Annotated in this window: 14 protein-coding genes; 1 reads left to right on the forward strand and 13 read right to left on the reverse strand. The window is 37.8% G+C overall.

Features of this window, described 5'->3' with window-relative positions:
• The first annotated feature begins 207 nt into the window (after positions 1-207).
• A complete protein-coding gene (locus PGOND44_RS05415) occupies positions 208-870 on the forward strand; it encodes a ferredoxin reductase domain-containing protein (protein WP_003437671.1) in 663 nt (220 codons plus the stop codon).
• 68 nt (positions 871-938) lie between these two features.
• Here PGOND44_RS05415 and PGOND44_RS05420 read toward each other — a convergent pair whose 3' ends face one another.
• The 13 genes from PGOND44_RS05420 to PGOND44_RS05480 all read right to left on the reverse strand — a co-directional run bounded on the left by PGOND44_RS05420 (position 939) and on the right by PGOND44_RS05480 (position 13,768).
• Positions 939-2,999, reverse strand: coding sequence for an alpha-ketoacid dehydrogenase subunit alpha/beta (locus PGOND44_RS05420; protein ID WP_003437672.1), 2,061 nt, complete (start codon positions 2,997-2,999; stop codon positions 939-941).
• A gap of 30 nt (positions 3,000-3,029) precedes the next feature.
• A complete protein-coding gene (locus PGOND44_RS05425; protein WP_003437673.1) occupies positions 3,030-3,377 on the reverse strand; it encodes a four helix bundle protein in 348 nt (115 codons plus the stop codon).
• Positions 3,378-3,410: 33 nt separating this feature from the next.
• Entirely contained in the window at positions 3,411-4,739 is a 1,329-nt protein-coding gene (locus PGOND44_RS05430) for a dihydrolipoamide acetyltransferase family protein (protein WP_003437674.1), read from the reverse strand.
• 53 nt (positions 4,740-4,792) lie between these two features.
• Positions 4,793-5,392 carry an acyltransferase gene (locus tag PGOND44_RS05435; protein ID WP_003437675.1) on the reverse strand — a complete coding sequence of 200 codons (600 nt, stop codon included), beginning with the start codon at positions 5,390-5,392 and terminating at the stop codon, positions 4,793-4,795.
• A gap of 42 nt (positions 5,393-5,434) precedes the next feature.
• Positions 5,435-5,803, reverse strand: a complete 369-nt coding sequence (locus tag PGOND44_RS05440) for a four helix bundle protein (RefSeq protein WP_003437676.1) — start codon at positions 5,801-5,803, stop codon at positions 5,435-5,437.
• A gap of 25 nt (positions 5,804-5,828) precedes the next feature.
• Positions 5,829-6,581 (reverse strand): enoyl-CoA hydratase/isomerase family protein, encoded by a 753-nt coding sequence (locus PGOND44_RS05445; RefSeq protein ID WP_003437677.1) that lies wholly within the window; start codon positions 6,579-6,581, stop codon positions 5,829-5,831.
• 116 nt (positions 6,582-6,697) lie between these two features.
• A complete protein-coding gene (paaZ, locus tag PGOND44_RS05450; RefSeq protein WP_003437679.1) occupies positions 6,698-9,208 on the reverse strand; it encodes a phenylacetic acid degradation bifunctional protein PaaZ in 2,511 nt (836 codons plus the stop codon).
• Positions 9,209-9,322: 114 nt separating this feature from the next.
• Entirely contained in the window at positions 9,323-10,528 is a 1,206-nt protein-coding gene (gene pcaF, locus PGOND44_RS05455; RefSeq protein WP_003437681.1) for a 3-oxoadipyl-CoA thiolase, read from the reverse strand.
• A 40-nt stretch (positions 10,529-10,568) separates the two neighbouring features.
• Complete coding sequence (locus PGOND44_RS05460) at positions 10,569-10,973, reverse strand: PaaI family thioesterase (RefSeq protein WP_003437682.1); 405 nt, start codon at positions 10,971-10,973, stop codon at positions 10,569-10,571.
• Between the two features lie 24 nt (positions 10,974-10,997).
• Positions 10,998-12,176 (reverse strand): 3-hydroxyacyl-CoA dehydrogenase NAD-binding domain-containing protein, encoded by a 1,179-nt coding sequence (locus PGOND44_RS05465; protein ID WP_003437684.1) that lies wholly within the window; start codon positions 12,174-12,176, stop codon positions 10,998-11,000.
• A 68-nt stretch (positions 12,177-12,244) separates the two neighbouring features.
• Positions 12,245-12,610, reverse strand: coding sequence for a four helix bundle protein (locus PGOND44_RS05470; protein ID WP_003437686.1), 366 nt, complete (start codon positions 12,608-12,610; stop codon positions 12,245-12,247).
• 99 nt (positions 12,611-12,709) lie between these two features.
• Positions 12,710-12,892 carry a four helix bundle protein gene (locus tag PGOND44_RS05475; protein ID WP_003437688.1) on the reverse strand — a complete coding sequence of 61 codons (183 nt, stop codon included), beginning with the start codon at positions 12,890-12,892 and terminating at the stop codon, positions 12,710-12,712.
• Between the two features lie 93 nt (positions 12,893-12,985).
• Positions 12,986-13,768 carry an enoyl-CoA hydratase-related protein gene (locus PGOND44_RS05480; protein WP_003437690.1) on the reverse strand — a complete coding sequence of 261 codons (783 nt, stop codon included), beginning with the start codon at positions 13,766-13,768 and terminating at the stop codon, positions 12,986-12,988.
• Positions 13,769-13,983: the final 215 nt, after the last annotated feature.

The following is a 13,983-nucleotide window of genomic DNA, read 5'->3' on the forward strand; positions in this document are numbered from 1 at the left end:
ACTTTAAGAATGATCTTTATCACATTTGAAGATTTGTCTTGCACAAATAAAACCATAAAATGAGAGTATCAAAATGAAGCTCTATAATAAGTAGGGTTTAATCTAAGTCATAATACCGGTTGAAAATAATTCAAGTGTTAAAAAATCAGTGCAATACTCTTAATCGCCGTGACTAAAACCTACAACTTTTATAAATTATAATAAAAAATGAATACATTAGAAATTAAGACCATTGAAAAAATTACTCCTGATGTTCTACAAATCAGGACCAATAAACCTGAAGGCCTTGAGTTTAAACCGGGGCAAGCTACAGAACTTTTTATAAAAAAAGAGAATTGGGAAGAGCAAGGTAGACCTTTTACCTTTACGAGTCTACCAGATGATTCTGATCTCGAATTTGTCATTAAAACCTATACAAGTCACGACGGAGTCACGGATAAACTACTCGACTTAAAGGTGGGTGACGAATTATTACAAAATGAAATCTTTGGGAATATTTACTTTAGAGGTGAAGGGACTTTTATTGCAGGTGGAGCAGGACTCACACCTCTTATCGCTATTCTAAGAGACCGCCAGCGAAATGGTGGTAATGAAACCAACAAATTGATTTTCGCAAACAAAACCAGCAAAGACATCATCTTAAAAGACGAGCTTAGAGAGATGCTCAGCGATCGGTTTATCAACATTTTATCGGATGAAAAAACAGAGGAGTTTGCATATGGGCATATCGATGAAAGTTTCCTGAAACAACATATTATCAATTTAAACCAGAAATTCTATGTATGTGGTCCAGATCCTATGATTGAAAGTGTTGTGAGCGATTTGAAAGCGCTTGGTGTTGAAGATGAAAACATTATAATAGAAGGATAATCCAAAAGCATTGTTTAAAAGTAATACCCTGTGGTAATCCTAGGGTATTACTTTTTATATGAGAAAAATTAATAGCTTAAAAGTTCCTGTATTTTAACTTTCACTTTTTCTGTACTCGGAATCATAGTTTGTTCTAAAGTTGAATTCAGCGGAATAGCGGGCATGTTTTCAGACCCAATCGTCATCACAGGTGCATCCAGATACTGAAAACACTGTTCTTGAATTTTACCGCTTAAGGCTCTGGCAAAAGTGTTGTCTGAAGGTTCTTCAGTGACTACCAAACACTTCTTACATTTTTTGACAGACTTCATAATCGCTTCTTCATCTAGAGGATGGAGTGTTCTTAAATCTACAATTTCAATTTTGTCCTGAAGGCCAAGTTCCTGAGAGGCATTCATCGCCCAGTGAACTCCCATTCCATAAGTGATAATGCTCATAGTCTCATCATCATCTTGAGGCCAAATTTCCTGAAGCACCCAAGCTTTTCCAAAAGGCAAGACGTAATCTTCTGCAGGCTCTATGCTTGTAGCTCCTTTAGTGCCAGGCACCTTACTCCAGTAGAGACCTTTATGCTCGAAAATAACTACAGGATTTGGATCATGATAAGCTGCTTTCATCAACCCTTTTAGGTCTGCACCATTGCTTGGATAAGCAATTTTTAATCCACGGATGTTGGTGATTACACTTTCAACGGAAGATGAATGATAAGGCCCTCCGCTACCATAAGCACCAATTGGCACTCGGAGAATCATAGAAACAGGCCACTTTCCGTTAGAAAGATAGCAACTGCGACTCACCTCAGTAAATAATTGATTTAACCCTGGCCAGATGTAATCTGCAAATTGAACTTCTACAATAGGTTTTAAACCAACCGCAGACATGCCTACTGTAGAACCGACAATAAAAGCCTCTTGTATTGCCGTATTGAAGACGCGATGATCTCCGAATTTTTGTGCTAAAGTGGCGGCTTCACGAAAGACTCCTCCTAGCCTACCCCCAACATCTTGTCCATAAAGTAAGCATTCAGGATGTTGGTTCATAAGTTCTTCAATAGCAAACAAAGCACAATCTACCATAACCACTTTTTCTGCACCTTCTGGAGAGCGATTGCCCTTTTCTTCAGTAATGGGTGTCGGCGCAAAATCGTGGGTAAATAAATCCTCTGGCTTGGGATCTTCCGCTTGCAGAGCCTCTTGATATTCTTTAGCAACAATAGCTTTAGCTGCTTGTTCAATAGCGTCTAGCTCACCTTCAGTAAACCCATTTTCTAGGAGTTGCTTTTTTAGTTTTGGATAGGGATCTCTCTTTTTAGATTCTTCCAAGTCGTCTCTATAAAATTCCATTCTCACCCCTGAAGTATGGTGATTAAGTAAAGGACATTTCGCATGGACTAAGAACGGTCTTCGCTCTTCCCTTACGGTGTTAAGCACTTTTTCAAATTCGGTATAAGACTCTATAAAATCCGTGCCATCAATACTAATAGCTTCGAGTCCATGAAATCCTTTAGCGTATTCAAAAGCATCTTGAGCTCTAGTTTCTTCAGCATTCGCTGAAATATCCCATCCATTATCTTGCACTAAATAAATGATAGGCAGCTGCTTAAGAGCAGCCATTTGAAAAGCCTCTGCTATTTCGCCTTCGGTGACCGAAGCATCTCCCAAAGAACAGACAACCACTGGCGATTTTGAATTTTGAGTATCGAACTTTGAATCTTTGTGTTCTTTATACCAAAACCCCATAGCGGCACCAGTCGCGGGAATCGCTTGCATCCCTGTTGCCGAACTTTGATGTGGAATTTTAGGCTTATCTGCATCGTTTAAACTAGGATGAGAATAATAGGTCCGTCCTGCCGAAAAGGGATCATCTTTTTTGGCTAAAAGCTGTAACATCAAATCTTTTGGCTGCATACCAATGGCCAATAAAATGGAATCGTCGCGATAGTATGGGTATACATAATCTTGAGGCTGCAATTGCATCCCTACAGCAGTTTGAATCACTTCATGACCACGAGAAGTAGCATGTACATATTTGGAAACCACTTTAAAGTTCTCTTCGTATAATTCTGTCAAGGCTTTTGCCGTGACTAAATTGGTGAAGGCTTTTTTGAATATATCTCTTTTTAATTTCATCGTAAGAATTTTTAATTATAAATTTTTAATCTATAATTTAGATTTTGTTGTCTTAATAATTGAAGTCAATAAACGAACTATTTCTTCACAATCTTCAAGGTGAGTTTTCAAATCAATAACAACCAATTTGCTTTTATCTAAAAGCTGAAGCCAGTAGAGAGTTTCTCTAGCTTCTTTAGATGAAATTGATAATTTGTGAATAAAATCACTAAGACTTTGAGCTGCTTCTGACTCAGCTATATTAGCCCCAATACTTGTTCCACATCGTAGAATCTGCTTTGAAATTATAAATTCCTTCTGATCTTGCATTGTTCTGAAGAGCAGAATAATTTTCAAAGAGAAATCAAAGCTTTTATCTTTTACTATATTTTTTTTCATTAAAAATTTTTAATTCAAAATTCTTAATTAATATTAAGTATCTCTTTTTTCTTCAAGATAATCTGCAATTCGTCTTAAGAAGCTACCAGCTAAAAATCCATCTACTATTCTATGATCAAACGATAAGGACAAATACATCATCTGCCTGATTTCAATTTTATCACCATCCTCATACTCTATCACTTCGGCTCTCTTTTTGATAATACCTGTCGCTAAAATCGCTGCTTCAGGCTGATTGATAATTGGAGTTCCCATCAAGCTTCCAAAGGTCCCTACATTAGAAATAGTGAAGGTACTGCCTTTAGTTTCTTCACTGGTCAACTTATTATCTCTTGCTTTCCTAGCTAGTGCATTCACGTTTTTCGCCAAGGCTTCTAAATCTTTTTGATCTGAATGTCTAACTACCGGTACTATTAGATTACCACTTGGTAAAGCCGTGGCCATCCCGATATGAATATCATCTTTCACTATGATGTTTTTACCGTCTAGTGAAGAATTAATCATGGGAAAGTCCTGAATAGCTTTAGTGACGGCCTGAATAAATAAGGGCGTAAAGGTTAATTTTTCTCCAGTTTTCTTTTGGAATTCTTTTTTATTGGCATTCCTCCAGTGAACCAAATTAGTCATATCTGCTTCCACATAAGCGGTAACATGAGGAGAAGTATGCTTTGAATAGACCATGTGGTCTGCTATCATTTGACGCATGCGATCCATCTCCACAAGCTTGCCTTCTCCTTTATCAAATTTTAAGTCGGGAACTTGAAATCCAGAAGACTTTTCGACTTGGGTTTGAGCGAATTGGGCCGGACGGCCTTCCTCGATATATTTAAAAACATCGGACTTCTGAAGTCGATCCTTCTTCCCTGATGCTGGAATGCGGGCTAACTCCTCATAGCTGATATGATGCTCTTTTGCAATTTTTTCAACCAAAGGAGAATAAAAGTGATTCCCTCTAGAACTGGGCATCCAAGGTTGGCTTTCAGTAGGAGGTTGAGTTTTAGGTGTTTTTGAAGCAGGCTTTGGTGGTGAAGGTTTAGTTGGCTTTTTGGCAGTAGAATTATCTTGACTTTTTGTCTTTTCTTCAGTAGATTTACCACTTGTTTCTGAAACGCTGGTTTCTTCTAAAACAGCGATCACCTCACCAATTTTGACAATATCATTAGCTCCGTATTTGGTTTCCACTAGGGTTCCAGAAAATGGAGCTGGAACTTCATTATCTACCTTATCTGTCCCCACTTCTACTAAAATATCTCCTTCTTGAAAGCTTTCCCCTTCACTAACTATCCAATTTAAAATTGTCCCTTCAGTAATGCTTTCTCCCATTTTAGGAAGTTTGAATTCTGTTTTTCCTTTGCTACTCATAATCCTTTTTGTGTAGAACTGAATTTTACCAATTCAAGGTCTATTAATTCATGTTAATCTTTCTTCCGGAATTCCTCAAGCGTCTTGTAGAAATTCTCTTGTTTTGGACGGTGTTCGGGAATCTCTCTAAGGGGTTCCACTTCTTCTAAACTTTCATGACAGTCTGCAGGCAAACGTTGGTATAATCTGGTTCCTGCGGATTTCCATGCGATCATGTCTTCTGAGACTTCTTTTATGATCTTTGCAGGATTTCCAACCACCAAACTGCGTTTAGGAAACTTAGATTCTGCTTTTACAAATGCCAAAGCTCCAACGATGCACTCCTCACCAATTTCAGCATCATCCATAATTACAGCATTCATACCAATCATACAGTTTTCTCCTAAATTTGCTCCATGGATAATCGCACCATGACCTACATGTGCTCCTTTTTTTAAGGTAATGCGTTTACCTGGAAACATGTGGACCGTACAATTTTCCTGAACATTAACCCCATCCTCTAGAATAATTTCGCCCCAATCTCCACGAATAGCAGCACCTGGACCAATATAACAGTCTTTTCCTATAATCACATTACCAGTGACTGCGGCCAAGGGATGTACGAAACTCGATTCGTGAACAACAGGGATATGGTTTTTGAATTTGTAGATCATAATTAGTTAATTAGAGGTGAGAGGTGAGTCAATATAGATTCATTATTTATTTCTAAGGTGTTTTATTAAAGCTGAAATCATTTTAGATATTTCAGTAATTTTTTTCCTATTTTCTTCATCTACCTCGAAGCTTATATAATTTCGAAGTTTTGCTTTAGTTGATGCTGCAACACATTCATGACAGCTATTCCACGCCATTTTCAAGTATCTTCCAAAATTAGCATCAGAACTGGCCGAGCCTTCTGCAATATTCAAGGCTATAGAATCTGCTGCTCGGATGAATTGAGAAGCTAATTTATATGTTTCATGACTTGGGAAATTTTCTATCTGATGATTTACTTGCTCACCAAAATCAATGGCTTTTTGATAAACTTTTAAATCTTCAAACTTAAAATGATAGTTACTTTCCATATTACTCACCTCTCATAACTCCTCTCTATTCAAACCTCTTCAACTTCTCCTTAGTAAACGAACTCAACACCAGCTTACCGCTTATTTTAGCACGTTCTAGAAGAAGTTCATCCCAATCTTCAGTCCCTCGCCAAAACATTTGCTTCATATGTTTTACCGCCTCTGGATTATATTCACACACGTTTTTAGCAAACTCTTCTACAGCGAGATCCAACTCTTCAGTAGTATCAAAAACCTTTGCAAATAATCCTTTTTGATTTGCCCATTCTGCTGAATAAAAGGTATTGGCATCGATAGCTATTTGTGACATTCCACTTACGCCCAGTTTGCGTTCTACAGCAGGTCCAACGACAAAAGGCCCAATGCCTAAATTTAATTCACTGAGTTTAATTGCTGAATATTGCGTGGCCATGCAGTAATCCATAGCAGAGGCTAATCCAACTCCACCGCCAACAGTTTTTCCTTGCACGCGACCAATGATAAATTTTGGGCATTTCCTCATCGCATTGATCACATTGGCAAATCCACTAAAAAAGGTTTCGCCTGTCGCTTCATCATTAATGGAAATCAGCTCTTTAAAGCTTGCTCCAGCACAAAAGGTACGATTTCCTCCAGATTTTAAAATGATTACTAAAACCTCATCGTCTTTGCCTGCGTCTGTGATGGTACTTGCCAGTTCTGCCAAGATATCACTAGGCAAAGAATTATGAGCTGGATGAAAAAATTCAATAGTTGCAATTTTGTCCTTAATATCTTTTTTTACGTATGGTTTGGTCATGTTTTTCTGTATTTCTCAATCGTTTTCGAATGCTTTTCAAAACTAATGATTGTTAGTCTGATAAACAATTGGATTAACATTTAGCTAGATCATTTAAAGTAAGTAAATCTGCTTTTTTACAGCAACCCAAATTGCTCAAAATGGTGATTAAAATGCTTGCGGTTTAATAGTTTCCAATCAAAACTATTAAGTTCACCGAAGACTGCGTTTTTGGTAGTCGCCTTAGGATCCTCTCTAAAGAATACCACAAAATTATCATACGCCTCTAGCAGAGATGTTTTAGCTTTAGATAAGCTCTCATGCTTCAAAGTTTCCAACTCATCTTTCTTCATCAAAGGCATTTTATAGCCCCTAGGCATTTTTTCATAATTATATAAAGTTTCTTGAACTTTGTCAATATGTTCTTCTGGAGTATTAATTTCAAAATTGGAAATTTCACCTGTAGCGATTCGCAAACTCATTTCGAGATGTTCTACCATATGCTGTGGTGTCATCATTCCCCATTGAGCAGTTGCCGATTCATCTAAATCGCTCAACTTTTCTTCAATAAAAGATCGATCTACTTCATGAAAAGTGGTTTGTTTTTTCTGTACCATTGTCAAGATCGTAGCAATAGCGACTAACTTATCGTCCTCTTCCACAGCCTCTGTATCGAAGACTTCCACGAACCATTTTACAATACCGCTGGGTAACTCTTTTCCTTTTTGATCGCGGTCTACCTTTTCTTTACAGGTTAAGCGCACATGAATAGTATCATTATGATATAAGGGGCGTAGAAATCGGATTTCCTCTAAGCCGTAATTGGCCGCTACAGGTCCTTTGTTAGGATATACAAACAATCCAGCTGCAGCAGAAATAATAAGATAACCATGTGCAGTCCGCTGTTCAAAAATACTGCCTTCTAAAGAAGTAATGTCGGTATGCGCATAAAAATGGTCCCAAGTTAGGTTTCCGAAATTAATAATATCGGTATCCGTCAAAGTACGGTTATGAGTTTTGAGGGACATCCCAGGTTGAATATCCTCCCAATGGTAAGCAAAGGGATGCTTTTCAGCATCTTTATAGTCAGCTTTGGGTTGATAAATTCCAGTAATTTCGGTTAATGTTGTTGGACTTCCTTGAATAGCACAACGCTGCATAAAATGCTTAATACCACGCTTTCCACCCATTTCTTCGCCACCGCCAGCCCTGCCTGGGCCACCGTGAACTAGACTTGGTAATGGCGCACCGTGACCTGTGCTTTGCTTAGCAGATTCTCTATTGATCGACAGTATTCTACCATGATGAGAAGCTGCTTGAATGGTATAGTCTCTTGCAATAATGTCACTATTGGTAAAGATAGAACTGACTAATGAGCCCTTTCCTTTTTTAGATAATTTTATAGCATCTTCCAAGGTTTTATAAGGCATAAGTGTACTTACAGGACCAAAAGCTTCTGTAATATGGGCGGCTTCGTTTTCAAAAGGATGATTTTCTCTTAGTAAAATAGGCTTCATGAAAGCTCCTTTTGCATAATCAGCTCCAATGGTTTTAGCTTCATCAAAATCGCCAAAAACGAGCTCAGCTGTTTTTGAGAGTTCTGAAATTGACTTTATAACGGCCTCTACTTGGTTCTTATCAATTAAACTGCCCATGCGAACTTCTTTGAGTCGGGGGTCGCCTAGCGTAACTTTGTCTAAGGCTTTTCCTAAAGCAATTTGCACATCTTCCATGAGGTGTTCTGGAACTAGAATACGTCGTATCGCTGTACACTTTTGACCACATTTTACGGTCATTTCATTTCGAACCTCCCGAATAAACAAATCAAATTCTGGTGTCCCAGGTACAGCATCTTCCCCTAAAACGGAAGCGTTCAAAGAGTCGGCTTCCATCGTAAAAGGCACAGATTCTTCTAAAAGTCTAGGATGATTTTTAAGTAACCGACCCGTTTTGGCCGACCCTGTAAAGGTGACAATATCTTGAGATTCTGTAGAGTCTAAAATATTCTTTGCCGTCCCACTGATAAGCTGTAAAGCGCCTTCTGGCAAAATTCTAGAAGCAATAATTTCTTTGACGACAGCTTCAGTTAAATAAGCCGACTGTGGCGCTGGAAGGACTACTGCAGGTACACCAGCCATCCAATTGACCGCACATTTTTCCAACATACCCCAGACTGGGAAGTTAAAAGCGTTGATATGAATAGCAACTCCTTCTTTAGGAACTAAGATATGATGGGCCATAAAACGACCACCGTGTGATAAATCTATAGGATCCCCTTCCACATCAAAAGGTTGATTAGGAAACAGTTTACGCAGAGAAGCATTGGCAAAAAGATTACCGAAACCTCCATCGATATCGAACCAAGAATCCATTTTGGTAGCTCCTGTTCTGTAACTTAAATCATAAAAGGCTCTTTTCTTTTTTTGAAGATGAAATGCTAAAGCCTTCAGCATATTTCCGCGCTCCTGAAAGGTCATCTTTCTTAAAGTATCTCCTTTTTCTCTTCCATAGGCGAGGACTTCAGGAATATCGAAACCATCCACGTTGATGTTTGTAAAATGTTCCCCAGTTATGGAATCGAAGATAGGTCTACCTTCTCCTTTTCCCTGTGTCCATTGACCTTGAATATAACTTTGTGTGGTTTGCATAGTTTATTTTAAAGAGTTTAAAACTAATATTTAATAATTTTGTTGAGGCTTTCAATAATTTTAGACAGTTCATCACTATTTAAATTACCTAATTTATTATTCTAAAGCAAAAACTTAGCTCACATTTTCAATTACTGCTGCGTAACCTTGTCCTACACCAACACACATCGTCACTAGGGCGTATTTCTTTCCAGTTAGTTTTAATTCTAAAGCTGCTGAATAGGCTAATCGGGCTCCGGTTACCCCAAGAGGGTGGCCAATGGCAATTGCTCCTCCGTTAGGATTAATTCTAACGTCATCATCTTTTAAGCCCCAAGCTCTTATACAGGCTAGAGATTGGGCAGCAAAAGCTTCATTAAGCTCAATAATGTCCATGTCCTCCATTTTTAAACCAGCTTTCACCAAGGCTTTGTTGGAAGCTTCCACAGGTCCAATACCCATGATTCTTGGTTCAACGCCAACGACGGCAGAACTCAGGATTTTAGCCATTGGTTTAAGTCCGTATTTTTTTACAGCGTTTTCTGAAGCTATAAGAGTAGCTGCTGCTCCATCATTAAGACCCGAAGAATTACCTGCTGTTACACTCCCGTCTTTACGGAATGCCGGTCTTAATTTACCCAAAATCTCCAATTGGGTTTGTGGCTTTATAAATTCATCTTGATCAAATAAGATCGGATCTTTTTTTCGTTGTGGGATTTCTACGCCAATAATTTCTTTAGAAAGTCTGCCGTTTTCTTGAGCTTTTGTAGCCTTCATTTGGGAGCGATATGCAAAAGCATCTTGGTCCTCTCGTGAAATTTTATGAATGTCCACGAGATTTTCAGCGGTAACGCCCATACCGTCTGTTCCATAAAGCTCTTCCATTTTTGGATTAATAAATCTCCACCCAAAGCTTGTGTCGTACATTTTAGCATCATTTCCATAAGCCGAAGAGGGTTTTGCTATAGCATAAGGCCCTCGAGTCATGTGCTCAACCCCTCCCGCTATAAAGACATCGCCATCTCCAGCTTTTATTGCCCTATTTGCGTGTATAATAGCAGAAAGTCCACTACTACACAATCGGTTCACGGTTTCCCCTGGTACTGTAAAAGGTAAACCCGCTAACAGCGAACACATACGAGCTACATTTCGATTGTCTTCACCAGCTTGATTGGCACATCCTAAAATCACATCATCATAAACTTCTTTGGGAATTTCAGGATTTCGCTTTACTACTTCTTTAATAACCAAAGCCCCTAAATCGTCTGCCCTTACTGGAGACAGGGTTCCCTTATAATTTCCTATTGGCGTTCTTATGCCATCTATAATATACGCGTCCATATTTTATTATTATCTAAAAGTAAATTCTATTATTAATGACTTACTCCCATTCTTTAGAAGTTCTATAAACCACTCCCTTGAATAAGGCTACTATTTTGTCTCCCTTTTTAAGTTCAACAAAGTGAAATCCTAGCTTGTTTTTGGTGACTTCTACTGTTGATTCTGCTGTGATATAATCATTTTCATGCAAGGTTTCTATATGGTTAATTGATGTTTCTATAGAAACTGCATAGTTTCCGTAGGTATTCGCTGCAAAACCGAAGGCAGTATCTGCCAAGGCATAGGTAATGCCGCCATGGGCTTTCTGCATAGAATTCAGCATTTCCCTTCTTATTTTCAAGCCTATCTTGCATTTTCCAAGGCTAACTTCCAAAATTTCAATACCTAGCCAAGAACTAAAGGCATCTTGGGAAAGCATTTTTTCGGGTATGGCAGTTGGTTTCATAGGTTGATTAACATATTTAAATTCCTAAACCTCAAACACTTTATTTTCTTCCATCATTTGGCGTAACATTGGACTACATCTGTAGCGATCTTCTCTATACGTATCGTAAAGAAGGTCCATCTGTTCTACGCACCAATCGATTCCTTTTTCATTGGCCCACCTCAGTAAGCCTTTCGGATAATTAACACCTTTGGTCATTGCCAAATCGATGTCTTTGGCTGTAGCAATATTCAAAAATAAGGCATCAGCAGCTTCATTCATAAGCATAACGAGGATTCTATTGCATATTTTTTCACCCTGAACTTTATCCTTTACAGGAACAGTTTTCTTGGCATTTTCTGAATAATTATAAAATCCTTTTTCAGATTTCCTACCTAAATATCCTGCTTCAGCATAGCGTTTTTGTGTCAAAGATGGCTTATAACGCGGATCGTAGTAAAAAGCAGTAAAAACAGTTTCTGTTACGGTGTAGTTGACATCATTCCCTATAAAATCCATCAGTTGAAAAGGTCCCATCCTAAACCCTCCAAACTCTTTCATAGCCCAATCTATAGTTGCAAAACCGGCTTCCCCTTCTGGTACTCCCGCAAAACCTTCTTCATAAATCCGCAGCGCTTCTCCATAAAAAGGCCTAGCCACTCGATTCACTATAAATCCAGGAGTGTCTTTTGCTTTAACAGCTATTTTTTTCCAACTCTCAATAATTGAAAATACATCATCAAATACCTTACTTGAGGTTTGTACAGCTGGCACCACTTCTACCAAAGGCATCAAGGGAGCTGGATTAAAAAAGTGAATTCCTAGGCATCGCTCTGGTTTTTGTAAGGCGGAGGCTATGGACGCAATGGAAAGTGAAGAAGTGTTACTGGCTATTATCGCTTGGTCGGATTGATAGCTCTCCAGTTCTTTAAAAACCTTTTGCTTGATGTCTAGATTCTCGACGATAGCTTCGATGGTTAAATCGGCATCCGATAAGTCTTTCAGGCTTTCCACATAAGTGATATTGGACTGTATCCTCGATTTTTCTGTTTCATCTATACGTCCTTTTTCAATCAAACGATTGAGGATTTTCTCTAAAGAGTACTTCGCCTTTTCTAAAGCTTCCTTTTTTGTATCGTAAATCTTTACGCGACACTCAGCTGTTGCAGCGACTTGAGCAATACCACTTCCCATGGTTCCGCTTCCTATGATAGCTATGTTCATGATTGTTTTAAATTTTTCATTTCAAAAATGACATTTCAAATTTTAAGTCAGATACTTACTTTTGAAGTCTATATCTTTTTATTATTTTGTTTAGAAGTTGCTATACTTTTTGAGAATATTTTCACTAACTCATTAGCTTCTTCTATTAAATATTCAGTTGCCTTATTATCTTCATAAAAATCTGATTTACTTTGGATAATTAGATTGGTTTTCGATTCTCTTAATTCCTTTAAACATATTTGCATTTTATTAATGTAGTCTCTATATGAAGATGCTCCGATTGACTCTGAATAATTTAATGCAGAACTTGTTGACGAGCGTATCAATTGTCCACTCATGTGTTCTGCAGCAAAAGATTTTACAACTGTTTTCGTTAATTTGATACAACCAACAGCAAAATCAATCAATCTATATTCTAATTCAGCGGAAGTCATAGCTACTTATAATAATATATTTTTCAAGTTAAATTTGAAATATCAAATATGAAATCTGAAATTTTTAATATTCTCTGTTAAACATTCTCTATTCGTTATTCAGTATTTTCTATATGAAGATGCCCCAATTGACTCTGAATAATTTAATGCAGAACTTGTTGACGAGCGTATTAATTGTCCACTCATGTGTTCTGCAGCAAAGGATTTGACAACTGTCTTTGTTAATTTAATACAACCAACAGCAAAATCAATCAATCTATATTCTAATTCAGCGGAAGTCATAGCTACATATAATTATGTTTTTTCAATATAAATTTGAAATTTGGAATAAAAAATATCAAATATGAAATCTGAAATTTCCAGTATTCAGTATTCCTACTTCCCTTTAAATTCAGGCTTGCGCTTCTCGATAAAGGCGGCAACTCCCTCTTCATAATCCTCTGTAGACGCAGCTGCAATTTGATATTCTGATTCTAGTGCTAATTGTTCTTCTAAGGAGTTATTGAAAGATTTATTGAGTGCTTTTTTGGTGTATGCCAAAGCTTTTGTAGGCATTTTTGATAGCTTTTTAGCCAAGCTTTCCACTTCCTCTTGAAAGGTTTCTGTAGGAAAATATTTATAAATCATCCCCATACGCTCAGCTTCCACAGCCCCTACTTTATCTCCAAGCATTGCAAGAGCGGATGCCCTTTGAAACCCGATTAACCGAGGGAGAAAAAATGTTCCTGCTGAATCTGGAATTAAACCAATTTTAGAAAAGGCTTGTATAAAGCTTGCTTCTTCCGAGGCTACTACTATATCGCAGGCTAAAGCAATATTAGCTCCTGCACCAGCGGCGACTCCGTTAACAGCAGCGATCACTGGCTTTTCTACATTTCTGATTCTGGTGATAATCGGGTTGTAATGGTCGTCCAAGATCTTTTTAAACCCAGGATTTTGTTCGGGGTCTGTGATTTCTTGTATATCTTGACCAGCACAAAACGCTTTTCCTTCTCCAGTAAGCACTATAGCTCTCACCTCATCATTTCTGATACAATCGTCTAAAGTTTTCTGCAGGTTGAAAGCCATTTCTCTATTGAAGCTATTGAATTTCTTAGGCCTATTGAACTTAATATAGGCGACTTGATCTTGTATATTTAGTAAAATACTGGAATCCATTATTTTAAAATTTTAGGAATTAATAGACCGAAAAGTTACGAAATTGAGATGTAACTGATTTGAATTTTGCAGCTGAGCTTTAGAACTAGAAAACTGAAAGCCACTTAAAAATTTGTAGGTGAATAGCTTTACAAAAAGCCTTTTGAAGTTAGCCTCGGTTAGGGATTGAGGCCTTTGTTGGAGCTCTTCTCGTTTTTTAACGAGAAAGCGACGGC

Origin of the sequence: Psychroflexus gondwanensis ACAM 44 (genome assembly GCF_000355905.1) — a bacterium.
GTDB classification, from domain to species: domain Bacteria; phylum Bacteroidota; class Bacteroidia; order Flavobacteriales; family Flavobacteriaceae; genus Psychroflexus; species Psychroflexus gondwanensis.